The organism is Delftia lacustris, from assembly GCF_040267515.1.
GTDB lineage: Bacteria > Pseudomonadota > Gammaproteobacteria > Burkholderiales > Burkholderiaceae_C > Comamonas > Comamonas tsuruhatensis.
On sequence record NZ_CP141274.1, the window covers coordinates 5958483 to 5981000 of the forward strand.

Below are 22518 nucleotides of genomic sequence, written 5' to 3' on the forward strand. Positions count from 1 at the left end.
CAGATGGCGACGCAGGCTGCGGCACATCACGCCAAAGCCGGAGTTTGCGCCAGTTGGAATCCCCGGCATGGCCCGGACTCCTACAATGCCGGCCATGGCGCAAACCTTTGATGTATGTATACGCGGGGCCGGCATCGCAGGCCGGACCCTGGCTCTCCTGCTGGCCCGGGAACGGCTGCGCGTGGCCCTGGTGGTGGCCGCTCCCACCGGCAACGCGCCCGATGTGCGCGCCTACGCGCTCAATGCCAGCGCACGCGGCCTGCTGGACAGCCTGCGCTGCTGGCCGGACGACGAGCACGCCACGCCCGTGACGCAGATGGAAGTCTTTGGCGACCTGGACGGCCATGTGCTGTTCGACGCTGCCCGCCAGGACGTCGACGCCCTGACCTGGATCGTCGATGTGCCCGCGCTGGAGCAGCGCCTGGCCGAGGCCGTGCGCTACCAGCCCATGGTCGAGGTGGTGCACCAGCCCGTGGTCGCGCCGCTGACGGCCATCTGCGAAGGCCGTGCCAGCCGCACGCGCAGCGAGTTCGGCGTGGACTTCGCCGTCACGCCCTATGCACAGCACGCCATCGCCACCCGGCTGCACTGCGAGCTGCCGCACGGCCAGGTGGCGCGCCAGTGGTTCACGCCCGAAGGCATCCTGGCCCTGCTTCCGCTGGAAGGCCCCCAAGGCCACAGCGTGGCCGTGGTCTGGTCCATTGCGCGCGAGCTGGCCGATGGCTGGCTGGCCGCCGACACGCAGGATTTCACGGCGCGGCTGGAAGCCATCAGCCAGGGCGCACTGGGCCGGCTGGAGCTGAGCGCACCGCGCATGGCCTGGCCGCTGCAGCAGGCCGTGGCCGACCACTGGTGCGGCTCCATGCCTGACGGCGATGCACGTTCGGCCCGCAGCTGGGTGCTGGTGGGCGACGCGGCCCACAACGTGCACCCGCTGGCAGGCCAGGGCCTGAACCTGGGCCTGGGCGATGTGCAGGCCCTGGCCCGCGTGCTGCAGGAGCGCGGCTACTGGCGCAGCACGGGCGATCTGCGCCTGTTGCGCCGCTACGAACGCGAGCGCAAGGCCGCGCTGGCGCCCATGGGCCTGGCCATGGACGGGCTGCAGCAGTTGTTCAGCCGACCGGAGGTGCCGGTGCAGATGCTGCGCAACTGGGGCATGAAGGGCTTCGAGCGCTTCGGCCCGCTCAAGGACTGGATGGCGCGCCAGGCCATGGGCCTGGACCCGCGCAGCGGCGCCTGAGCCTGGAGCCAAGCCGATCCCGTGCCGTTGAACCCTTTGCCGTTTTGCGACTCGTACCCCTGCTCCGTGGCGCACCGCGCCGCGCAATCCCCCTCAACCACGGCGCGGCCGGCCTGAATGCGGCCCCGCCCACCTCCGCATTGCCATGAAACTCTTCGCCTGCCTGCTGACGGCTGCCAGCCTGACCTGGAGCCTCGGTGTTCACGCCCAGGACGCCAACCTGCGCAAGACGCTGACCGAGCGCATTCCCCAGCTCGAAAAGATCGACGAAATCCGCCCCACGCCCATGTCCGGCCTGTTCGAGGTGCGCATCGGCACGGATCTGTTCTACACGGACGCCAAGGGCAACTACCTGATCCAGGGCGAGCTGATCGACACCAAGGCACGCCGCAACCTCACCGAAGACCGCATGAACCAGCTGACGGCGGTGGACTTCAAGCAGTTGCCGCTCAAGGACGCCGTGACCATCGTCCACGGCAAGGGCGAACGCAAGATGGCCGTGTTCGAGGACCCCAACTGCGGCTACTGCAAGCGCTTCGAACGCGACCTGCAGAACGTGGACAACGTCACCATCTACCTGTTCCTGTACCCCATCCTGAGCCCCGATTCGGCCGAGAAATCGCGCAACATCTGGTGCGCCAAGGACCAGGCCGGTGCATGGGCCGACCACATGCTGCGCGACAAGGTGCCGGCCGCTGCCCAATGCGACACCTCGGCCGTGCAGCGCAACCTGGCCTTCGGCCGCAAGTACAAGATCACGGGAACGCCCACCGTCATCTTCACCAACAACACCCGAGTGCCTGGCGCCATCAGCGCCCAGGAAGTCGAGAAGAACCTGGCCGCAGCCGCAGCCGCGCGCTGATCGCCACCTCGCGGGCCCTATGCCGGGCCCGCCCCTCTGATTCCCCTTGGCCGGAGCTTCCCGGCTCCAGCCCGCCGCAGCGGGCCCGGGCAGCCTCCAGGCCACACCTGCAGGAGCCCGAATGACCTCTCCCCTCGCCGCCACCGCCGCTGCCACTGCCGCAGCGGACATCCACTACCGCGTGCAGGCCCTTGATGTGGACGCGCACCTGTTCAGCGTGCAGCTGCACATCGCCCGCCCGGCCGCCGGCCAGACCCTGTCGCTGCCGGTCTGGATTCCCGGCAGCTATCTGGTGCGGGAGTTCTCCAAGAACCTCCAGGACCTGTCTGCCGAGCAGGACGGCCGTCCCGTCGCGCTGGCCCAGCAGGGCAAGAACCTCTGGCAGGCCGACTGCGCAGCCGGCGTGCCCCTGGTGCTCAGCTACCAGTTCTGCGCCTACGACAGCTCGGTGCGCACGGCCTGGCTGGACCGCCGCCGCGGCTTCTTCAACGGCACCAGCCTGTGCCTGCGCGTGCACGGCCAGGAAGACACGCCGCATACGCTGCAGCTGCTTGCATCGGACGCCACGGCATCGTGGCAGGTGGCCACCGGCCTGGACGCCGTGGACGCCGATGCGCGCGGCTGGGGCCTGTACCGCGCTGCCCACTACGACGAACTGGTGGACTGCCCCGTGGAGATGGGCAGCTTCTGGCGTGGCGACTTCGTGGCCGCGGGCGTGCCGCACAGCTTCATCGTGGCGGGCGCCGCGCCCAGCTTCGACGGCGCGCGCCTGATTGCCGATGCACGCAGGATCTGCGAGACCGTGCTGGCCTTCTGGCACGGTACGGGCGAGCAGGCCACGCCCGCGCCCATGCAGCGCTACGTGTTCATGCTCAACGTGGTCGATGACGGCTATGGGGGCCTGGAGCACCGCAATTCCACGGCCCTGATCTGCGGCCGGCGCGACCTGCCGCGCGTGGGCGAGCGCAAGGCCGCCGAGGGCTACACCACCTTGCTCGGCCTGATCAGCCACGAGTACTTCCACACCTGGAACGTCAAGCGCCTGCGCCCCGCAGAATTCGCACGCTACGACTACGGGCAGGAGAACTACACCGAGCTGCTGTGGTTCTTCGAAGGCTTCACCAGCTACTACGACGACCTGCTGCTGCGCCGCGCCGGCCTGATCGACAACGCCCAGTACCTCAAGCTGGTCACGCGCACCATCAACCAGGTGCTGCAGACACCGGGCCGCCGCCTGCAGTCCGTGGCCCAGGCCAGCTATGACGCCTGGGTCAAGTACTACCGCCAGGACGAGAACACGCCCAACCAGACCGTCAGCTACTACACCAAGGGCTGCCTGGTCGCGCTGGCCCTGGACCTGCAACTGCGCCGCGAAGGCCGCAGCACGCTGGACGACGTGATGCGCGCGCTGTGGCAGCGCTGCCAGGGCGGCCCCATGCGCGAGGCCGATGTGCTGGCCGTGCTGCAGGAGCTGGGCGGGCGCAGCTTCGCCCCCGAGATCACGCAATGGGTGCACGGCACCGACGACCTGCCGCTGGCCGAGCTGCTGGCCGCCCAGGGCGTGCAGGCCAAGGCCGAACCGGCGCAGACTGCCCAGCGGCTGGGCCTGCGCGTACAGGAAAGCCAGGGCATCACCGTCAAGACCGTGCTGCGCGGCAGCCTGGCCGAGCGCGCAGGCTTCATGGCCGGCGACGAATGGCTGGCCATCGAGCTGCCCACCGGGGCCGAGGATGCACAGCCCGCACGCTGGCGCATCACCCGCCTGGACGATGTGGCGCTGTACGCAGGCACGGCGCTGGAGATCGTGGCCTGGGTGGCCCGCGACCGCCAGATCCTGGCCTTCACCCTGCCCTGGGGCTCGGCCCTGCTGAGCGAGGCCGCCATGGTCGAGAAAACGGACAACGGCGATGCAAAAGCTGCCATCTCCAGCGCTACACAGCCCCCGTCTCCCAACAACCTCGCCCTGGAAATCACCGACGAAGAGGCCGTGGGACGCTGGCTGGGCGGCCGCGCCGACAGCCCGCAGGCTCCCGGCACGCCGTGAAACGCGGTGCAGGCGCGCGCATGCACACACGCGCACCCGCGCCCCTGGCCGGTTATTCTTGAGCATCACGACGACAACCCCAGCAGGAGACTCCCTTGGCCTACGAAATGATTGAAGTTCGCGTCGAAGCCGACAAGGTCGGCATCATCACGCTCAACCGCCCCAAGCAGCTCAACGCGCTCAACGACCAGCTCATGAACGAGCTGGGCCAGGCCCTGCAGGCCTTCGATGCCGACGAGGCCATCGGCTGCATGATCATCACCGGCAGCGAGAAAGCCTTTGCGGCCGGCGCCGATATCGGCGCCATGGCCAAGTACAGCTTTGCCGACGCCTACAAGGGCGACTACATCACGCGCAACTGGGAGACCATCCGCAGCATCCGCAAGCCCGTGATCGCCGCCGTCAGCGGCTTTGCCCTGGGCGGCGGCTGCGAGCTGGCGATGATGTGCGACTTCATCATCGCCGCCGACAATGCGAAGTTCGGCCAGCCGGAAATCAAGCTGGGCGTCATCCCCGGCGCCGGCGGCACGCAGCGCCTGCCGCGCGCCGTGGGCAAATCCAAGGCCATGGACATGGCCCTCACGGCCCGCATGATGGACGCCACCGAGGCCGAGCGCGCCGGTCTGGTCAGCCGCGTCGTGCCCTTCGACAAGCTCATGGACGAAGCCCTGGGCGCCGCCATCATCATCAGCGGCTTCTCGCAGATCGCCGTCATGGCGGCCAAGGAATCGGTGAACCGCGCCTTCGAGGGCTCGCTGGCTGACGGCGTCATGTTCGAGCGCCGCCTGTTCCACGCGCTGTTCGCCACGCAGGACCAGAAGGAAGGCATGGACGCCTTCGTCAACAAGCGCCCCGCAAACTTCAAACATCTCTGAACCTGCTGAAAGACACGCTACAATGCGCGTCTTCCGGCAAGGCACTGCAGGCCTCTCGCAAAGAAATTTCGAGAAATTTGCACAACTTCCCGGATCGACCAAAAATTCTGCATATAATTTAGGTCTTACGGCGCTTTAGCTCAGTCGGTTAGAGCGATGGAATCATAATCCACAGGTCCGCGGTTCGAGTCCGTGAAGCGCCACCAAACAAAGAAAAGGGTCTACGTGCAAGCGTAGACCCTTTTTTCTTGCCCGACGAACAGAGCGCGGGCACGCCGGGAGCGCACCCTGCTCGGCGCCCTCCCCCGGCTGCTAGCGGCGGCTCTTCAGCTCAATCCAGTGGTTGTCCAGCGCCATTCCAGGCACCGCCACCGTGCGCAACACCTGGCCGCGTTGTCGCAGCTGGGCCTGGCGCGCACCGCCCATCCACAGCGCGGGCTCGGCAGGCAGGGGCCGGCCGTTGGCATCGAGCGAGACGCTTGCGTTGGCCACGCAGTACACGCCTGGCATGGCGTCGCCACGCAGCCAGCGTCCGCTGGCCTGGCCGTTGCCGGGCACCTGCCACCAGGTGACGGTGTTCACGCGCGGGCAACTGACGGCGAAGAGCTGGCCGTCGCAACCGATGTCGCCGCCATAGCCGGCCAGGGGCTCGCGCCCTTCGGGCAGGGGCACGGCATGCAAACGGTGGCCATCGAACAGGGCCAGCACGGGCGCGGCGGCGCGCGCTTCGGTGTCGCGGTGCTCGGCCTGCAGCGCAATGCCCAGCCAGCGGCGCGCGGGCGCGTGGGCGACCTGCGGGCCCCAGGCCAGGTGGCGCAGGCTCAGGCGGCTGTCGTCCAGCTTCCACAGGCCGGCACGGGCGCCGCCTTCTGCCGGCAACAGCCGCGCGATGGACGAGTCCATGTGGTCCAGCTGCAGCTTGCGCCGGCCGGTCTCGGACTGCGTGGGAATGCCGCCGTTGGCGACCATAAGCGTGCCGTCGGCGTCCAGCAGCAGCTGGTGCGGGTCCATGCCGCCCGTGCGCCATTCGGCGATCTTCTCCAAGGTGATGGCATCGCGCACGCCGATCAGGCCCTGGGCATCTTCCAGGTCGGTCTCGGTGGTGTAGAGATGGCGGCCATCGGCACTTTCGATGACATGGCCGTTGAAGAAGCGGTCGGGCTCTATCCACTGCCATTGCGCATCCTCGGCGGCCTGTCCGGGCTTCAGGCGCACCAGCCAGTCGCCGGGGCGGCGGCTGGCGAAGACCACGGAGCCGTCGCGCAGCGCGGCCATGCCATGGGCGCGCGTGGGCACATCCAGGGCCTGCAGCACCTGCAGCGGCCTGTCCACCTGCGCACGGGCCTGCACGATGCCGACACGCATCTGCTCGCCCTGCATCCAGGCCGCAGCCAGCGACCGTGCCGGTCCAGACGGCCTGGCCGCATGGGAGGTTGCCAGCGGCATGGCAGCCAGCAGCCCCATGCCCTGCAGCCAGCGGCGGCGATTCAGCGCCTGCTCAATCCCCGTCGGCATCCGAGAACCCGATGTTGACTTCCAGCGCAGGCGCCACCTCGCCTTCCATGAGGCGCTTGAGGCGCGACAGCGGCTTGGTCGCGGCATCGACGGCCTTGGCACTCGGCTCGGTCAGGGCGCGCATGCCGGCATCGGCCTCGTTGACGGCCTTGAGCCAGCGGTCGGCCAGCGGGTTGAGGCCACGGCCGCGCAGGTAGGACTCGATGGGCACGATGTCCACGCCGGGCCGGGGCACCTTGCGGTCCACGCTCACGGCCAGCGTGCGCAGGCCCTGCCAGTGCGCGCGCCAGACCTCGACGGTGCTGCCGCTGGCCAGGTGCTCCCAGGCGGGGGGCTTGCTGCCTGCACTGCCCGCACTGCGCAAGGGCTTTTCCATGTCCGCCCAGCGCAGGCGCTCCAGGCCGCCCACCCACTGGTTGATGAACTCGGCCATGGCTTCGGTGGTGGCATCGCCATCCTCGGACCAATCCTGGGCGGCAAGCTTGGCAAAGCCATTGCGGAGGATGCCCATCTCGGCGCCGATTTCCTCGGCCACCAGGGTGGCATAGGCGCAGGCCGGCGTCTGCGGCTCCACGGGCTGGGTCCACAGCAGGTTCTCGAGCGCCGGGTATCCCTTGGCGGGTGCGCCGATGCGCTCCATGGCGGCCAGATCGGCGGGGGCCGACTGTATGGCCTTCTTGAGCAGGGCCGGGCGCATGGGGCGGAAGTCCACCAGGCGTGCCGAGCGGCGCTCCACCAGCGGCCCCAGGGCCACGGCCGAGAGGCTGCTCCACTGCCGCGACGATTGCACATAGGCCTGGCGCGCCGTCTGCAGCGTGGCAGCGGCCGATCCCGCAGGTGCCGCAGGTGCTGCGCAGTGCGCGCGCAGCGCCTGGCTCAGCGCCTGGGCGGATGCCTGCGCGGCCTTGGCCTGGGGCGAAAACCATTGGCCATACAGCCCCTGCACGGCATGGGCCGTGTTGTAGAAGGGGATGGCCATGTTGGCCTCCACTTCCTGGGCCTGGGCCGAGGTGGTGGCCAGCAGCGCCAGCGCGGCGGCACAAAGGATTTGGCGAGGGGTCATGCGCATGTCTTGCATCAGAGGGACTCCACAAATTTGACCAGGGCTTCACGGTCTTCGGCGCTGAACTGGCGCACCTGTTCGCGCGCGGCTTCGGCCTCGCCGCCGTGCCAGAGGATGGCTTCCAGCACGCCGCGCGCACGGCCGTCGTGCAGCAGGCGCTGGTGGTTGTTGACATCGGGCAGCAGGCCTATGCCCCACAGCGGCGGCGTGCGCCACTGGCGGCCTGAGGCCTTGAAGTCGGGCCGGCCATCGGCCAGGGCCTCGCCCATGTCGTGCAGCAGCAGGTCGGTGTAGGGCGCAATGGTCTGGCCCGACAGCGCCTGGCTGCTGAGCGCCGGAGACAGCGCGGGGAACAGCGCGCCGCCGGTCTTGTACGAGGGCCGGTGGCACTGTGCACATTGGGCCTGGTGGAACAGTGCCTCGCCACGGCGCACGGCAGGGTCGCTGGCGTTGCGCCGTGCAGGCGGCGCCAGCGTGGCCTGGTAGAAGATCACGTCGTCCAGCACGCGGTCCTCGATCTCCACGCCTTCGGCGCCGTTGCCGTTGGGCGCGGCCAGGCAGTCCTTTTGCGCGGGCGTGCAGGTCTGGTGCGGGAAACGCTTCGATGTGATGCCGATATCGCCCAGGAAGGCCGAAGCCGTCTGGTGGGCAATGGAGGCCACGTTGGCCTTCCAGCCGAAGCGGCCCAGCATCATGCGTTCGCCGTAGGCATCCCAGACATAGTTGGGCTGGCCCTTGATGGGGCCGCCCAGGGCCGCCTGGGCGGCAGCGTTGGCCAGGATCTCGGACTCCGGGATGTGCTCCAGCAGGCCCAGGCCGATGACCTGGGGCGCAATGCGCGGGCTGGTCATCAGGTTGGCAGCGAGGGGGCCGTAGTTGAGCGCAGCCAGCTCGTAGACCGGCTTTTCCAGCGTGTAGGCCGTGCCGTCGGTAAAGCGGCCATGCACCTGTTCATAGCGGATGCGCAGCTGGCCCTCGCCCTTGACGCCCAGCACGCCCTCGGTATTGAACTGGTCGCCATAGACCGGGTCCGGCACCGGGCTGCCGTGCGGGCCTTCACCCGGAATGGACAGCCGCATGAGCAGGCCCGCGAACGGCTGGGGCTTGAGCGGGTTGTGGAAGTCGGGCGGCTGGGCGCGGCCGTCCTGCACATGGCAGCCGCCGCAGGAGCGCGCCAGGAAGTGCGGGCCCAGGCCATCGCGCGCCGTGGTGGAGGCCGGCGCCTGCACCCAGTTGCGCTTGAAGAAGGAGTTGCCGATGACGAAGCGCGTGCGCTCGGCATCGTCCAGGTTGGCTGCGGGCAGCGAGAAAGCGTTGCGGCCCGTGGCGTGGACCGTGGTCTGGCCGCCCGGGGGCAGCGGCTCGCCCGGCGCCGCGAACAGCAGTTGCGCCGCAGGCGTGGACGCGGGGGTCGGCTCTGGCGGCGCGGCAGCCTTGGACTCCTGCTGTTGCGCCGAGCAACCCAGCAGACTCAGGCAGGCTGCGGCCAGCAGCAATGGGGAAAATTTCATGGTGAGGGCGACCCTGCAAATGCCATGGCCGCCGAACCCTTTCGGGGGCGGCGGCCTTGGCGCATGGGCGTGAGAGGGGTTGGACGCTTGGGGTGAATGTTCTTTTAGTTGGCCTTGGGGTCCACCAGGTTGAGCTGGGTGATGCCGACGGCATTGGCCGCCTCCACCAGGTCCTTGCTCTGCTGGACCAGGCTGTCGATGGTGGCCTGGATCTTGGCGCGCGAGGCCGAGTCGCGCGCGCCCTGGATGGCCTGGTCGAACGGCGCGGGAATGGCCTGGGCCGCCTGCACCGACTGCGTGATCTGGCGCGTGGTCCTGTCGGCCAGCGCGCTGTCCTTGGAAGCCACCCAGTCCCTGATGCCCGGGCCTTGCAGCTCGCTGCCGTCCAGGCGCTTGTAGCTGCCCTGCCAGACGTTGAGGATGCCCTGGGCATTGGTCACGGCATCGCGGTGCGTGTTGTCCGAGAAGCAGGAGTGCTCGTCTTCCTGGTCGCGGCTGGCCAGGGCCACTTCCAGGCGCTCGCCGGCCAGCTCGCCGCGCGACAGCGAACCCAGGCCCACGAAGATGCGGCGCAGCGCGTCGTCGGGCTTTTTCTCGAACTGGGCGCGGAAATTCTTGGCCGAGCCGGGCTTCCACTGGTCGGCCACCGACTGCAGATCCTCGATCAGCAACTCGGTCACCACCTTCAGGTACTCACGGCGGCGGTCGGCATTGGATTTCTTGCCATCGACGAAGTCGGTGTAGGGACGCGCGCCCGGTCCCTTGTCATTCAGGTCCTGGCCCCAGAGCATGAACTCGATGGCGTGCCAGCCGGTGGAAACGTTCTCCTCGCCGTCATGCTCGTTGAGTTCGGCCAGGCGCTTCTTGGTGATGGCTTCCTTGCGGTTGTTGATGATGCCGGCATTGGGGTTGCCTTCCACATAGTCCACATAGGACTCGTCCATGGGCCAGGCGTTGATCTGGCCTTCGGGTCCTTCATCGTTGTCGATGGGACCGGCGTAGAAGCGGAAGGCCTCGGTCTGGCCGTAGTACTCGCGTGCATCCAGCCAGGCCTTGCGCGCATTGTTCAGGCCCTGTTCGCTGGGTGATGCGAGAAAGGCCCCGATGGCTTTCTGCATGGTCTTGGCCGAGCTGATGGAATCCGAGTAATTGGCGTGCACCAGGGTGCCGTAATGCTTGACCACCTCTGCAACGGAGAGGTTCTTCTTCACGGGCTGTTGAACGGTGCCGGCGGCTGCGGCCTGGCTCATCGGGGCGGCCGCGCCCAAAGCGAGGGCGGCTGCAATCAGGATGGGATGCATGGCAGAAAGGATCGGAGGTTGGAGAACTCGGAATGCCAAACTGTAATGAGAATTGTTTTTATTGGCAAAACCTGCGAGATATCGCCGCACTGCACCGCAAGGTCATAGACGGACCCGGGCGGCCAACGGGCAGTGAACGGACGGCAATGGGAGCGCTTGCGGCGCACGGGCCGCAGCGGGTGCCAGCCTAGCACGGCGCCCTTGGCGCCAGGGCCAAAGACCCCGCGCTGGCGCAGCGCGGGCCCGGCCTCAGAACTTGTAGTTCAGGCTGACATTCACCGAGCGTGGCTCGCCCCAGGTGTAGGTGCTGTAGTAGCTGAAAATGGTGTAGTACTTCTTGTCCAGCAGGTTGCGCACGTTGACGGTGGCCGACAGCTGTTTGCTGAACTCGTAGCGCGCCATCATGTCCAGCAGCCAGTAGCCCTTGACGGTGTGAACGGCCGTGCCGCCCGATGGCGTGGAGATGTCGCCCCAGGTCTTGTCCTGCCAGCGCGCGCCGCCGCCCACCGTCAGGCCGGAAAGCGGGCCGTCCAGCCTGTAGCTGGTGTGCAGGCTGAACTGGTTGGAGGGCGTGAGCGTGGCCACGCGCTTGCCTTGGTCGCGCGAAATGGCATGCGAGAAACCGGCCTGCAGTTGCCAGGCGGGCGTGATCTGGCCGGATATCTCCGCCTCGAAGCCGCGCGTCCTGACGCCATCGACGGCCCGGTAGGCCGTGGCGCCGCCGGGCGTCAGGCCGCCGGTCTCGATACCGAAGTTGTCTTGCTGAAGCTGGAACAGCGCCGCCGATGCATTGAGGCGGCCGTCCATGAAGGCCGCCTTGACGCCGACCTCGGCGTTGTTGCCGCGCAGCGGGTCCAGCGCCTTGCCGCTCTCGTTTTGCTTGGACTGCGGGCTGAAGATGCTGGTGTAGCTGGCGTAGACCGAATAGTTGCCATTGAGGTCGTAGATCGCGCCCACATAGGGCACGAAAACGCCGGTCTCGCGCTGACCCTGCACCTGGTTGCGATAGTTGGACCAGCGCCCGCCCGTGATCAGCTTGAGGTCGGCCGCCAGGTTCCAGCGCGCCGCCGTGTACAAGCCCTGCTCCTTGGTCACTTCGCTGTTCACGTAGTCGGGTGAGGCGCCCCACACCGGCAGGCGCGAATCGCCATTCCAGTGGTAGTAGTCATTGACCGTGGACACATAGTCGGCGGGCAGCTGCCAGTAGCCATCGTTCTTCCAGTGGCGCCTCGCTACGCTGGCGCCCAGCACCAGTTCGTGCTCGCGCCCGCCCAGCGAGAAGGGCCCGCTGGCGTAGGCATCGAGCGCATTGCTGGTGGTGCGGCCTATGTACTGGCCGCGCCACAGCGACACGCCGGAGCCGTCGGCCGGGTTGGGAAAGCCCGCAGCCGCCGCGCCCAGGTTGGCGTTGTAGCCGTTGATCTGGTGGTTGAACTGCGCCTTGGCCACCCAGCCGTTGCCGAAGCTGTGCTCCAGCGTGGCAAAGGCCGTGCGCGTGTACTGGTCCCAACGGCTCCAGCGCGTGCCGTTGTTGTGCGAGCGAGGCATGTCATTGAATTGGCCATCGGCATTGAGCAGCGGAATGCCGCCCCAGGTGGAGTTGACCGGACGGTTGTTCTGCGCATCGCCGCCCAGCGTCAGCAAAGTGCGTGGCGTCAGGTCCATTTCCACAATGCCGTACAGCGTCGCGGTCTTGCGCGAATAGCGGTCCATGAACGAGTCCTTGTCCTGGTAGGCGGCCACGCCACGCGCGCGCACGCTGCCGCTTGCATTGAGTGCGCCGCCCACATCCACCTCGGTGCGGTAGTTGCTCCAGCTGCCCGCAGAGATGGACGCATGCCCGCGGAAATCACGCGTGGGCTTCTTGCGGATCAGGTTGATGGTCGCGCCCGGAGTGCCGCTGCCCGTGAGCAGGCCGGTTGCGCCCTTGAGCACCTCGACGCGGTCATAGATCGCCATGTCGCTGAGGGTGTTGCCGGCCGAGTACGCGGAGTCGCGCATCATCGGAATGCCGTCGTACTGGAAGTTCTGGATGGCGAAGCCGCGGGCGTAGTACTCGGTGCGCTCGCTGTCATAGGTGACGATGCTGATGCCGGGCGTGTGCTCCATCACCTGGTCGATGGAGGTGAGGTTGAAGTCATCCATCTTCTGGCGTGTGACCACGCTGATGGACTGCGGCGTCTCGCGCGGCGTCAGCACCATGCGCGTGGCTGTGGCAATGGTGCCCGGCGTATAGGAGCCCGAGCCTTCGGTCACCTCGCCCAACTGGTTGGAGATCACGTTGACCGTGGGCAGCGTGGCCGGGTTCTGCGTGTCCGGCAATGCCTGAGCCTGAGCGGACAGGGCGCCGATGGCAAGGGAGATGGCCAGCGCAAGAGGCGCAGGGCGATGGCCGGGTTGAAGGCGATGCAGTGGCATGAAATGCTCCGGGAGAACAGCAATACGGCAATAAAAAAACTTCCTCGCCATGCCCTCCGATGGGTCGAAGGGCACGAAGAGAAAGCGAATGCGATTTGTTCTCATTATCGTTTCTTCAATTGTCTGGGCCATCGGCAGCACAGGGGCTGCTGCATCCGCGCAACACCCGAATCCGTCCCGCGCCCGCCGGGCAGTACCAGCCGTCCATGCCGTAGAAGCTGTCTGGCAAGACTGCCCTACTTGCCTTGTCCGGCCACTTCCCTTACCATTGCGCCCGCCCGCATGGGAGCGCCCTTTTCACCGGGCCTGCCCGCAGCCTCCAAGCCCTGATCGCCCAGCCGATTCAGGGCTTTCGCTTTTTGCAGAAGCGGTCTTTTGGCGCTGCACCTTGCGCTCTGTCTTTGCGCGCAGCCCCTGCCATGCTCCGGCATGCCGGCCGCCCAGCTTGTTTTCCCACCAGGACTCCCGTGCCCATCGCCTTCCCAGGATGCAGCACACGCGCAGCGTGCCCGCACGCCGGCTCAGCCGGCGGCGCAGGCGTTTTGCGCGGTGCCACACCCCAGTGAGAGCGCGCGCCGTCCTGGCTTTCAAGGATCTTCACGTGACCACCACTTCCTCCGGGGCGCTCGCAGCCAATGCTGCCGGCGCCAGCACAGACACGCATGCCGGCGCCCATGCCACCCAGGTCAATGGCTACAGCTGGAAGGCCCTGGCCGGCTCGGCCGTCGGCTATGCCATGGACGGCTTCGACCTGCTGATCCTGGGCTTCATGCTGTCGGCCATCTCGGCCGACCTGCACCTCACGCCGGGCCAGGCCGGCTCGCTGGTGACCTGGACGCTGATCGGTGCCGTGTTCGGCGGCATCTTCTTCGGCCTGCTCAGCGACCGCTACGGGCGCATCCGCGTGCTGACCTGGACCATCATGCTGTTCGCAGTCTTCACGGGCCTGTGCGCCTTCGCGCAGGGCTACTGGGACCTGCTGGCCTACCGCACGATTGCGGGCATCGGCCTGGGCGGCGAGTTCGGCATCGGCATGGCACTGGCTGCCGAGGCCTGGCCTGCCCGCCACCGCGCGCGCGTCTCGTCCTACGTGGCCCTGGGCTGGCAAATGGGTGTGCTGGGTGCGGCGCTGCTGACGCCGCTGCTGCTGCCCCTCATCGGCTGGCGCGGCATGTTCCTGGTGGGCGTGATCCCGGCCGTGGTGGCCTGGGTGATCCGCAACAAGCTGCACGAGCCCGAGGTCTTCGTGAAGCGCCAGCAGTCCGCCACGCCGTCGGCCCGCGTGCCGGTGCTGCAAAGCCTGAAGCTGCTGGTGAAGGACCGCGCCACGGCCAAGGTCAGCCTGGGTGTGATCGTGCTGACCTCGGTCCAGAACTTCGGCTACTACGGCATCATGATCTGGATGCCCAGCTTCCTGTCCAAGCAACTGGGCTTCAGCCTGACCAAGTCCTCGATATGGACTGCCGTGACCGTGGTGGGAATGATGGTCGGCATCTGGGTCTTCGGCCAGCTGGCCGACCGCATCGGCCGCAAGCCCAGCTTCCTGATCTTCCAGCTGGGCTCGGTCATCATGGTCGTGCTCTATTCACAGCTGTCCGACCCTGCGGCCATGCTCTGGGCAGGCGCCCTCATGGGCCTGTTCGTCAACGGAATGATGGGCGGCTACGGCGCCGTGATGAGCGAGGCCTATCCCACCGAGGCGCGCGCCACCGCGCAGAACGTGCTGTTCAACATCGGCCGCGCCGTGGGCGGACTGGGCCCGGTGGTGATCGGTGCGCTGGCCATGAGCTATTCGTTCCAGGTGGCGATCGCCCTGCTGGCGGCCATCTATGTGCTGGACATGCTGGCCACGGCCTTTCTGATCCCCGAACTCAAGGGGCGCGAGCTGTCCTGAGCGGTGCGGGCAACGGCCCTGCCATGCAAAGAGCTGCCGATGGCAGCTCTTTTTTTGTCCCGGGACCGGCCGGCCCGGGGCTCAGCCGCCCTCGCTGCATTCCAGGTTTTCGATGCGGTCTGCCGCCTCTCGGATGTCTTCCTGGAACATCTGGTCGCCCAGCATCACGGAAACCTGGCCCTCGAAGCCGCGCAGCTTGACCAGCGCTGCCTCGTAGCCGCCGCTGCCCATGCGCTTGAGCCCGCACAGCGCATAGAGCTTGGCCACGGGAGATCGGCGCGGATCGTCGATCACCGACAGCAGGACGGCATTGGCCTCGGGCCGCCTGAGCATGGCCTCCAGGTGCCGCTCCGCTGGCGAAATCTCGCCGGCAAGGCCGACCAGTCCCAGGTTGAACTGCGAGGCATCCAGCGGCGCCGGGTCCAGCGGACGGGCCAGGGCCGGGGCAGACAGGAACAGGCAGATCAGGGCGGCGGACAGGGTGGTCTTCATGGCAGGGGCAAGGCCGTGTGAGGCCTGGGAGGCAGTCGCAAAGGCTCTTCGACGCAAAGCATTGCGGCAGGTTCCCCTTCGGCGCCATCGCGATCATCGACCGCCAAACAGCCAGCCTGCGACCAGCGTGCCGCCATAGAACAGGAGCAGGGTGACCGGCACCAGGTGCCAGCCCCAGACTCTGAACCACCAGTGATTGAACAGGGTCACCACGGCGCCGATGACGATGCAGATGGCCAGCGCACCCAGCCGCTGCTCCAGACTGTCCGCCACGTCCTGGGACGCGAAGAAGATGAACGCCGCGACGGACGAACACAGCAAGGCGGTGTAGAACGCCACTTTCTCTTGCCTGCGCAATTTCAGGATGGTCATGGGGCCAGGGAGGTTTCGATGGATCGGTCGCCGGGAAAGCCTGCGCCACCGGAGCGCGCAGGTTGCGCTGCGGCACAATTTTTCGTATCCCGCCCGGGATGCGCCATAAGACCCGTCCGAATCTGCAGCCACTGCAGCGCACGCGCAACGCGCTGCGGCCTTCTCGACGCCCAATCGGCACAGTCAGCTCAATCGACCCTGTCAGGTCAGTCGTGTCAGTCGGCCACGGCCAGCACCACGGCGGACTCCGGCACCGACAGCCAGACCTTGCGTCCTGTGCGCAGCGTCCAGGGCTCGCCTTGCGCCTGCTGCGCCGCATACCCCACGCCGCTGCCGCCCCAGGGCAGCCTGGCCACCACTTCGCGCGGTCCGTCCCCCTCGGCACGGGCCAGGCGTTGCACCTTGGCAGGCCAGGCATTGGCCAGGCCCTGCGCACCGGCCAGCGGCGCCACTGGCAGCACCTGGACGGCAGTGGCCTTGCACAGCGCCATCACGGGCAGGCCAGGGGCCAGGCCCAGCAACTGGGCGCTTTCGGCGGTGATGCGTGCGGCAATGCCTGGTGCATCGCCACCGCCATCGGGCAGCATCCAGACGCGGACCTGGACACCCTGCGCCTGCAGGGCCCCGACCCGGCAAGGCCACAGATTGCGCATGCTGGTGCGCAGGCCCAGCCCCAGTCCGGGAGCCGCCGAGGAAACGCCGGCCGGCCCGCCAAAGCGCTGCAGCACCTGTGCACGGGCCTGCTCCAGCGCATCGGCCATGGCCAGCAGGGACTGCCCGGCTGCGGTGATGCGCGCGCCGCCGCCGCCGGCGCCGCCGACCGAGCGCTCCACCAGGGCACAGCCCGCGAGATTGGTCAGCACATCCAGCGCCTGCCATGCCGCCTTGTAGCTGACGCCGGCCTCGCGCGCCGCTTGTGAAATCGAATGCCCTGCTGCGATATGGCGCAGGATGGCGAGGCGGCGGTCAGCCAGGTCATGGCCCAGCGCGGGCGCCAGATCGGAGGGTGAAGCAGGAGCGTCGGCAGTCATGCGCGACATCATGCCCGCCAAGCGTTATTTCCCGCCAAGCAAAACGCCTGCACCCTGCATGCGCATTTTCAGGTCGTTACACTGCGCTATTCACCAACGGAATAGCGAGAGACCCATGAACGTGAACCAGCCCCTGCGTGCCACCGCCTTTGCCGCCCTTGCCCTGTTGGGCGGTGTCGCTGCGCAGGCTGCCGAAGTGTCGGTGGCCGTTGCCGCCAACTTCACGGCGCCCATGCAGAAGATCGCCGCCGAGTTCGAGAAGGACACCGGCCACAAGGCCCTGCTGTCCTTCGGCGCCACGGGCAAGTTCTATGCGCAGATCGTCAACGGCGCGCCCTTCCAGATCCTGCTGGCCGCCGACGACACCACGCCCGGAAAGATCGCCAAGGAAGGCCGTGGCCTGCCCGATTCGCGCTTCACCTACGCCATCGGCCAGCTCGTGCTGTGGAGCCCCAAGCCCGGCTATGTGGACGACAAGGGCGAGGTCCTCAAGACCGGCGACTACAGGCACATCGCCGTGGCCAACCCCAAGCTCGCGCCCTACGGCACGGCCGCCATGGAAGTGCTGGACAAGCTGGGCATCACGGCCCAGGTGCAGCCGCGCATCGTCATGGGCGAGAACATCGCCCAGACCTACCAGTTCGCGGCCACGGGCAATGCCCAGCTGGGCTTCGTGGCCCTGTCGCAGGTGATGGAAAACGGCAAGCTGCGCGAAGGCTCGGCCTGGCAGGTGCCCGCCGCCATGCACGAATCCATCCGCCAGGACGCCATCGTGCTCAACAGCGGCAAGGACAACGAAGCCGCCACCGAGCTGATGAAGTACCTGCGTGCTGATAAAGCGCGTGCCATCATTCGCTCCTACGGCTACGGGCTCTAGGCTCCCCCTGAGGCGCTGACGCGCCTTCCCCCCTCCCGCTGCGCGGTAGGGGGACGACGCCAGCGCTGCGAACCACTGAATTCTTCCAGCATGATTCTTACCGCCGACGACTACGCCGCCATACGTCTGACGCTGAAACTTGCCAGCGTGACCACGGTACTGCTGCTGGCGCTGTGCACGCCGCTGGCCTGGTGGCTGGCCCATACGCGCTCGCGCTGGCGCGGCCCGATTGGCGCCGTGGTGGCGCTGCCCCTGGTGCTGCCACCCACGGTGATCGGCTTCTACCTGCTGGTGACCATGGGGCCCAATGGCCCCGTGGGCCAGTTGACGCAGGCGCTGGGGCTGGGCACCCTGCCCTTCACCTTTCCAGGCCTGGTCATCGGGTCCCTGGTCTATTCCCTGCCGTTCACGGTGCAGCCGCTGCAGCGCGCCTTCGAGTCGCTGGGCACGCGCCCCATGGAGGCCGCGGCCAGCCTGGGCGCGGGGCCACTGGACCGCTTCTTCACCGTGGCGCTGCCGTTGGCGCGGCCGGGCTTCATCACCGCAGCCGTGCTGACCTTCGCGCACACCGTGGGCGAGTTCGGCGTGGTGCTGATGCTGGGCGGCAATATCCCCGGCGTGACGCGCGTGGTCTCGGTGCAGATCTACGACCATGTGGAAGCCATGGAGTACGCCCACGCCCACTGGCTGGCCGGCGGCATGGTGGTGTTCTCCTTCCTGGTGCTGCTGGCCCTGCACCTGTTGCAGCCGCGCGAGGAGCGCCGCGCATGATGACTGACTTCTCTCCCGTTGCTTCGGCCGGCGCCCCGCCCGCCGCGAGCCCTTCGCAAATCCTTGCTGCGCTGGCGCTGGAGCGTGCCGACTTCCGCCTCGATGTGCTGCTGCAGCTGCCCGGGCGCGGCGTCACGGCCCTGTTCGGCCCTTCGGGCTGCGGCAAGACCACCTGCTTGCGCGCGCTGGCGGGGCTGGAGCGCGCACGGGGCCGTGTCGTCGTCAATGGCGAGGTCTGGCAGGACGATGCGGCCAGCCAGTGGCTGCCCACGCACCGCCGCGCCCTGGGCTATGTGTTCCAGGAGGCCAGCCTGTTCCCGCACCTGAGCGTGCAGCGCAACATCGACTACGGCATGCGGCGCACGCCCGCCGCGCGGCGCAAGGTGTCCCAGGACCAGGCCGTGTCACTGCTGGGCATAGGCCACCTGATGGACCGCATGCCCTCCACCCTGTCGGGCGGCGAGCGCCAGCGCGTGGCCATTGCGCGGGCGCTGGCCACCAGCCCGCGGGTGCTGCTGATGGACGAGCCCCTGGCCGCGCTGGACGCCCAGCGCAAGGCCGAGGTCCTGCCCTACCTGGACCAGCTGCGCCGTGAACTCGACATTCCCGTGGTCTATGTCAGCCACTCCATCGACGAGGTAGCGCGCCTGGCCCAGCACCTGGTGCTGCTCAAGGCAGGCGGCATCGTCGCGGCCGGCGCCACCAGCGAACTGCTGGCACGGCTGGACCTGCCGCTGAGCATGGGCGACACGGCAGCGGCCATGCTCAGTGCGCAGATCCGGCAGCACGATCCGGATACCCACCTGAGCACGCTGTCCTTCGACGGCGGGCGCCTTCGCCTTGTCATGGCCCGCCCGCGCCCCATCGGCGAGAGCGTGCAGCTGCGCGTGCAAGCGCGCGATGTGAGCCTGAGCCTGCAGCACCCACAAGACAGCAGCATCCTCAACATCCTGGCGGCCACCGTGCAGGATCTGCGCGAGGACGGCCCGGGCCAGGTCATGGTCTCGCTGCAGCTGGGCCCATCCCGCCTGCTGGCGCGCATCACCCTGCATTCCGCCCGGCAGCTGGGCATTGCGCCGGGCATGCATGTCTTCGCCCAGATCAAGGGCATGGCATTGCTGGACTGAAGCTGCGCGGCGGCACCGATATCATGCGCAGGCCGCCTGCGCGGCCCACGCCATGAACGCCACCACCGAACACGCTCCCGCACCCGCCCCGGACTCGGGCCCGGCAGATGCTGCCTGCGCCATCGCGCCCGCCATTGCCGCACTGCGCACGCATGCGGTGGTGCGCCACCGGATCGCCGATGGCGGCGCCGTCAGCCTCCAGCCCGAACCCCAGGTGCTGGCCAGCGAAGTCCCCATCGCCCTGGTGTTCAATGGCATCTCGCATGCCGTGATGATGGGTACGCCCTCGGACCTGGAAGACTTTGCGCTGGGTTTTGCGCTCACCGAGGGCATCCTGGACAGCGGCGCCGACTGCTACGGCATCGAGGTGCGGGCCGTGGCCGCCGAAGCGGCAGGCCTTCCGTCCGGCATGGACGGCATCGAGGTGCAGCTGGACGTGGCCTCGCGCTGCTTCACGCGCCTCAAGGACCGGCGCCGCAGCATGAGCGGGCGCACAGGCTGCGGCGTCTGCGGCGTGGACAGCTTCGCGGCGCTGGACCTGTCCTTCGACCCCCTGCCCGCGCACGACTGGATCGCCCGTGTCGATGCCACCACGGTGTGCGCTGCCATCGATGCCCTGCCGCCGCTGCAGCGGCTCAACGCCGAAGCCGGCGCCGTGCATGCCGCAGGCTGGGCAGGGCTGGACGGGCAACTGACGGATGTGCTCGAGGACGTGGGCCGCCACAACGCGCTGGACAAGCTGGTCGGCCGCCTCTCGCGCACCGGCCGCCTGGGCGAGGCCGGCTTTGTCGTGCTCTCCAGCCGGGGCAGCCATGAGCTGGTGCGCAAATGCGCCAGGGTCGGCATCGCCGCCCTGGCCACCATCTCCGCCCCCACGGCCATGGGTGTGCAGATGGCCGAGCTGACCGGCCTGCGCTTCTGGGGCCTGTGCCGGCCGCCCAAGGCCGTGCTGTATGCGCCGGGCCGCGCCTGACCCAATGCCCGAGTGCCGCGCCCGCGCAGCGGCAAGTTCGTAGAATCGCGGGTTCAGCCCCTGGATGTACACCATGAACCGCTGCAAGCCCCATTTCTCCGCCGTCCGCCGCCTGTGCGCCGGCGCCCTGCTCGCCGGCCTGGCCTGCGCCAGCCTGGGCGCGGCCGCGCAGGGCCTGCCCTCCAACGAGACACGCAACTTCCCGCCGCAGGCCCAGTTCGGCGAGCTGGTCGTGACCGCGCAGTTTCCCGTGGTCGAAATCGACGGCAAGACCATTCGCACCAGCCCGGGCTTTCGCCTGTTCAGCCCCGAGCGCACGCTGGTGCAGGCCATCAACTACCAGGGCAGCAAGCTCGTGGTGGGCTATGTGATCGAGCCGCAGACGCAGTGGCTGCACCAGGCCTGGATCCTGACCAAGGCCGAGGCCGACAAGCACTACAAGCCCAAGTCGATGCTGCACCGCTTCTTCAACTGAGGCCGGCGCACACCGCACGCACACGATGGATGCGGCCCGCAGCTTGCGGGGCGCAGCGGCTCGGGCCAGGGAGCACAGCGCCCGCCCTGGCCCGGCCATCTTCTTTTTTTGCAGACCGCCGCTTGCAGTGCGGCGGCTGCCTGACGGAACCCCACCATGTCCAAGAAAGTCTTTATCAAAACCTTCGGCTGCCAGATGAACGAGTACGACTCGGACAAGATGGCCGATGTGCTGGGCGCAGCCCAGGGCTACGAGTCCACCAACGACCCGGAGCAGGCCGACCTGATCCTGTTCAACACCTGCTCGGTGCGCGAGAAGGCACAGGAGAAGGTGTTCAGCGACCTGGGCCGCTACAAGCACCTGAAGGAACGCGGCGTGCTCATCGGCGTGGGCGGCTGCGTGGCCAGCCAGGAGGGCGAGGAAATCATCAAGCGCGCGCCCTATGTGGACGTGGTCTTCGGCCCGCAGACCCTGCACCGCCTGCCCGAGCTGCTCAATGCACGCGCCGCCAGGCACAAGCCCCAGGTCGATATCAGCTTTCCCGAGATCGAGAAATTCGACCACCTGCCACCGGCGCGCGTGGAAGGCTCCTCGGCCTTTGTCTCCATCATGGAAGGCTGCTCCAAGTACTGCAGCTACTGCGTCGTGCCCTATACGCGCGGCGAGGAAGTCAGCCGCCCGTTCGAGGACGTGCTGGTCGAGGTCGCGGGCCTGGCCGACCAGGGCGTGAAGGAGGTCACGCTGCTGGGCCAGAACGTGAACGCCTACCTGGGCAAGATGGGTGACACGGCCGAGATCGCCGACTTTGCCCTGCTGCTGGAATACGTGTCCGAGATCCCCGGCATCGAGCGCATCCGCTACACCACCAGCCATCCCAACGAATTCACGCCGCGCCTGATCGAGGCCTACGCTCGGCTGCCCAAGCTGGTCAGCCACCTGCACCTGCCCGTGCAGCACGGCAGCGACAAGATCCTGATGGCCATGAAGCGCGGCTACACGGCCATGGAATACAAGAGCACCATCCGCAAGCTGCGCGCCATCCGGCCCGAGATGGCCATGAGCAGCGACTTCATCGTGGGCTTCCCCGGCGAGACCGAGGAAGACTTCCAGAAGATGATGAAGCTCATCCACGACGTGCGCTTTGACAACAGCTTCAGCTTCATCTTCAGCCCCCGCCCCGGCACGCCGGCCGCCAACCTGCACGACGACACGCCCCACGAGGTCAAGCTGCGCCGCCTGCAGGAGCTGCAGGCCGTGATCAACAACAACATCAAGGACATCAGCGACGAGCGCGTGGGCACGGTGCAGCGCCTGCTGGTGGAAGGACTGTCCAAGCGCGATGGCAGCGAACTCATGGGCCGCACCGAGTGCAACCGCGTGGTCAACTTCCCGGGCAACGAACGCCTGATCGGCCAGATGATCGATGTGAAGATCACCGAGGCACGCACCTTCACGCTGCGCGGCGAAGTCGTGGTGCGCCACTGATCCCAACCCGATCCCTGCGGCCCCGGTGGCCCAGCGACCTCTTGCGTAACGAAAGCCCGGCAATGCCGGGCTTTTTGCATGTAACAGGACGTGAAAACATCCCGGCCACACTGGCCTGGCGCGGGCCGGCCCGCTAGCATCGCGGGTTGCCGCCCTGAGGTCTGTCGGCCTGCATGGCTTTTCCAGCTTCGC

19 protein-coding genes and 1 tRNA gene are annotated in these 22518 nt (G+C 67.8%); 12 read left to right on the forward strand and 8 right to left on the reverse strand.

The genetic code is table 11. The features are described from left to right. The first annotated feature begins 94 nt into the window (after positions 1 to 94). From U6958_RS28795 to U6958_RS28815, 5 genes are all read left to right on the forward strand, one after another. Entirely contained in the window at positions 95 to 1240 is a 1146-nt protein-coding gene (locus tag U6958_RS28795) for an FAD-dependent monooxygenase (RefSeq protein ID WP_208607062.1), read from the forward strand. Positions 1241 to 1385: 145 nt separating this feature from the next. Then, entirely contained in the window at positions 1386 to 2102 is a 717-nt protein-coding gene (locus tag U6958_RS28800; RefSeq protein WP_016447970.1) for a DsbC family protein, read from the forward strand. Between the two features lie 121 nt (positions 2103 to 2223). Next, positions 2224 to 4146, forward strand: coding sequence for a M61 family metallopeptidase (locus tag U6958_RS28805; RefSeq protein ID WP_074922763.1), 1923 nt, complete (start codon positions 2224 to 2226; stop codon positions 4144 to 4146). A gap of 95 nt (positions 4147 to 4241) precedes the next feature. After that, a complete protein-coding gene (locus U6958_RS28810) occupies positions 4242 to 5021 on the forward strand; it encodes an enoyl-CoA hydratase (protein WP_016447972.1) in 780 nt (259 codons plus the stop codon). A 129-nt stretch (positions 5022 to 5150) separates the two neighbouring features. Then, positions 5151 to 5227, forward strand: a tRNA-Met gene (locus U6958_RS28815). Between the two features lie 106 nt (positions 5228 to 5333). Here U6958_RS28815 and U6958_RS28820 read toward each other — a convergent pair. The 5 genes from U6958_RS28820 to U6958_RS28840 form a co-directional block, all read right to left on the reverse strand. Further along, positions 5334 to 6536 (reverse strand): DUF1513 domain-containing protein, encoded by a 1203-nt coding sequence (locus U6958_RS28820; RefSeq protein WP_074922762.1) that lies wholly within the window; start codon positions 6534 to 6536, stop codon positions 5334 to 5336. Then, entirely contained in the window at positions 6520 to 7614 is a 1095-nt protein-coding gene (locus U6958_RS28825; RefSeq protein WP_074922761.1) for an imelysin family protein, read from the reverse strand. The genes U6958_RS28820 and U6958_RS28825 overlap by 17 nt, the downstream gene beginning before the upstream one ends. Then, entirely contained in the window at positions 7614 to 9110 is a 1497-nt protein-coding gene (locus tag U6958_RS28830; RefSeq protein WP_074922760.1) for a di-heme oxidoredictase family protein, read from the reverse strand. The genes U6958_RS28825 and U6958_RS28830 overlap by 1 nt, the downstream gene beginning before the upstream one ends. Positions 9111 to 9214: 104 nt before the next feature. After that, entirely contained in the window at positions 9215 to 10411 is a 1197-nt protein-coding gene (locus U6958_RS28835) for an imelysin family protein (RefSeq protein ID WP_016447976.1), read from the reverse strand. A 249-nt stretch (positions 10412 to 10660) separates the two neighbouring features. Beyond that, positions 10661 to 12829 carry a TonB-dependent siderophore receptor gene (locus U6958_RS28840; protein ID WP_016447977.1) on the reverse strand — a complete coding sequence of 723 codons (2169 nt, stop codon included), beginning with the start codon at positions 12827 to 12829 and terminating at the stop codon, positions 10661 to 10663. A gap of 736 nt (positions 12830 to 13565) precedes the next feature. Here U6958_RS28840 and U6958_RS28845 point away from each other — a divergent pair. Further along, entirely contained in the window at positions 13566 to 14723 is a 1158-nt protein-coding gene (locus tag U6958_RS28845; protein ID WP_227468451.1) for an MFS transporter, read from the forward strand. Positions 14724 to 14804: 81 nt separating this feature from the next. Here the strand turns inward: U6958_RS28845 and U6958_RS28850 are convergent, their stop codons facing one another. From U6958_RS28850 to U6958_RS28860, 3 genes are all read right to left on the reverse strand, one after another. Next, positions 14805 to 15215: a hypothetical protein gene (locus U6958_RS28850; protein ID WP_047217464.1), complete on the reverse strand. Its 411-nt coding sequence runs from the start codon at positions 15213 to 15215 to the stop codon at positions 14805 to 14807. Positions 15216 to 15308: 93 nt separating this feature from the next. Next, positions 15309 to 15587 carry a hypothetical protein gene (locus U6958_RS28855; RefSeq protein ID WP_074922759.1) on the reverse strand — a complete coding sequence of 93 codons (279 nt, stop codon included), beginning with the start codon at positions 15585 to 15587 and terminating at the stop codon, positions 15309 to 15311. A gap of 215 nt (positions 15588 to 15802) precedes the next feature. After that, complete coding sequence (locus U6958_RS28860) at positions 15803 to 16630, reverse strand: TOBE domain-containing protein (protein ID WP_074922758.1); 828 nt, start codon at positions 16628 to 16630, stop codon at positions 15803 to 15805. A 103-nt stretch (positions 16631 to 16733) separates the two neighbouring features. Between U6958_RS28860 and modA the strand changes: the two genes are divergently transcribed. The 6 genes from modA to miaB all read left to right on the forward strand — a co-directional run bounded on the left by modA (position 16734) and on the right by miaB (position 22326). Then, on the forward strand, positions 16734 to 17495 hold the full coding sequence (gene modA, locus U6958_RS28865) for a molybdate ABC transporter substrate-binding protein (RefSeq protein WP_046237955.1): 762 nt from the start codon (positions 16734 to 16736) through the stop codon (positions 17493 to 17495). A gap of 90 nt (positions 17496 to 17585) precedes the next feature. Then, a complete protein-coding gene (gene modB, locus U6958_RS28870) occupies positions 17586 to 18266 on the forward strand; it encodes a molybdate ABC transporter permease subunit (RefSeq protein WP_016447983.1) in 681 nt (226 codons plus the stop codon). Further along, positions 18263 to 19393, forward strand: a complete 1131-nt coding sequence (gene modC, locus U6958_RS28875) for a molybdenum ABC transporter ATP-binding protein (protein WP_074922757.1) — start codon at positions 18263 to 18265, stop codon at positions 19391 to 19393. Before modB ends, modC begins: the two co-directional genes overlap by 4 nt. A 52-nt stretch (positions 19394 to 19445) precedes the next feature. Further along, positions 19446 to 20366, forward strand: a complete 921-nt coding sequence (fdhD, locus tag U6958_RS28880) for a formate dehydrogenase accessory sulfurtransferase FdhD (RefSeq protein WP_061288075.1) — start codon at positions 19446 to 19448, stop codon at positions 20364 to 20366. 73 nt (positions 20367 to 20439) lie between these two features. Beyond that, on the forward strand, positions 20440 to 20841 hold the full coding sequence (locus U6958_RS28885) for a hypothetical protein (RefSeq protein WP_016447986.1): 402 nt from the start codon (positions 20440 to 20442) through the stop codon (positions 20839 to 20841). Positions 20842 to 20997: 156 nt separating this feature from the next. Further along, positions 20998 to 22326, forward strand: a complete 1329-nt coding sequence (miaB, locus tag U6958_RS28890; RefSeq protein ID WP_074922756.1) for a tRNA (N6-isopentenyl adenosine(37)-C2)-methylthiotransferase MiaB — start codon at positions 20998 to 21000, stop codon at positions 22324 to 22326. The last annotated feature ends 192 nt before the right edge of the window (positions 22327 to 22518 follow it).

Coding starts and splice junctions, on each gene's coding strand:
- U6958_RS28795 (WP_208607062.1), top strand. CDS start 95: ATGGCGCAAACCTTTGATGTATGTATACGCGGGGCCGGCATCGCAGGC.
- U6958_RS28800 (WP_016447970.1), top strand. CDS start 1,386: ATGAAACTCTTCGCCTGCCTGCTGACGGCTGCCAGCCTGACCTGGAGC.
- U6958_RS28805 (WP_074922763.1), top strand. CDS start 2,224: ATGACCTCTCCCCTCGCCGCCACCGCCGCTGCCACTGCCGCAGCGGAC.
- U6958_RS28820 (WP_074922762.1), bottom strand. CDS start 6,536: ATGCCGACGGGGATTGAGCAGGCGCTGAATCGCCGCCGCTGGCTGCAG.
- U6958_RS28825 (WP_074922761.1), bottom strand. CDS start 7,614: ATGCAAGACATGCGCATGACCCCTCGCCAAATCCTTTGTGCCGCCGCG.
- U6958_RS28830 (WP_074922760.1), bottom strand. CDS start 9,110: ATGAAATTTTCCCCATTGCTGCTGGCCGCAGCCTGCCTGAGTCTGCTG.
- U6958_RS28835 (WP_016447976.1), bottom strand. CDS start 10,411: ATGCATCCCATCCTGATTGCAGCCGCCCTCGCTTTGGGCGCGGCCGCC.
- U6958_RS28840 (WP_016447977.1), bottom strand. CDS start 12,829: ATGCCACTGCATCGCCTTCAACCCGGCCATCGCCCTGCGCCTCTTGCG.
- U6958_RS28845 (WP_227468451.1), top strand. CDS start 13,566: ATGGACGGCTTCGACCTGCTGATCCTGGGCTTCATGCTGTCGGCCATC.
- U6958_RS28850 (WP_047217464.1), bottom strand. CDS start 15,215: ATGAAGACCACCCTGTCCGCCGCCCTGATCTGCCTGTTCCTGTCTGCC.
- U6958_RS28855 (WP_074922759.1), bottom strand. CDS start 15,587: ATGACCATCCTGAAATTGCGCAGGCAAGAGAAAGTGGCGTTCTACACC.
- U6958_RS28860 (WP_074922758.1), bottom strand. CDS start 16,630: ATGATGTCGCGCATGACTGCCGACGCTCCTGCTTCACCCTCCGATCTG.
- modA (WP_046237955.1), top strand. CDS start 16,734: ATGAACGTGAACCAGCCCCTGCGTGCCACCGCCTTTGCCGCCCTTGCC.
- modB (WP_016447983.1), top strand. CDS start 17,586: ATGATTCTTACCGCCGACGACTACGCCGCCATACGTCTGACGCTGAAA.
- modC (WP_074922757.1), top strand. CDS start 18,263: ATGATGACTGACTTCTCTCCCGTTGCTTCGGCCGGCGCCCCGCCCGCC.
- fdhD (WP_061288075.1), top strand. CDS start 19,446: ATGAACGCCACCACCGAACACGCTCCCGCACCCGCCCCGGACTCGGGC.
- U6958_RS28885 (WP_016447986.1), top strand. CDS start 20,440: ATGAACCGCTGCAAGCCCCATTTCTCCGCCGTCCGCCGCCTGTGCGCC.
- miaB (WP_074922756.1), top strand. CDS start 20,998: ATGTCCAAGAAAGTCTTTATCAAAACCTTCGGCTGCCAGATGAACGAG.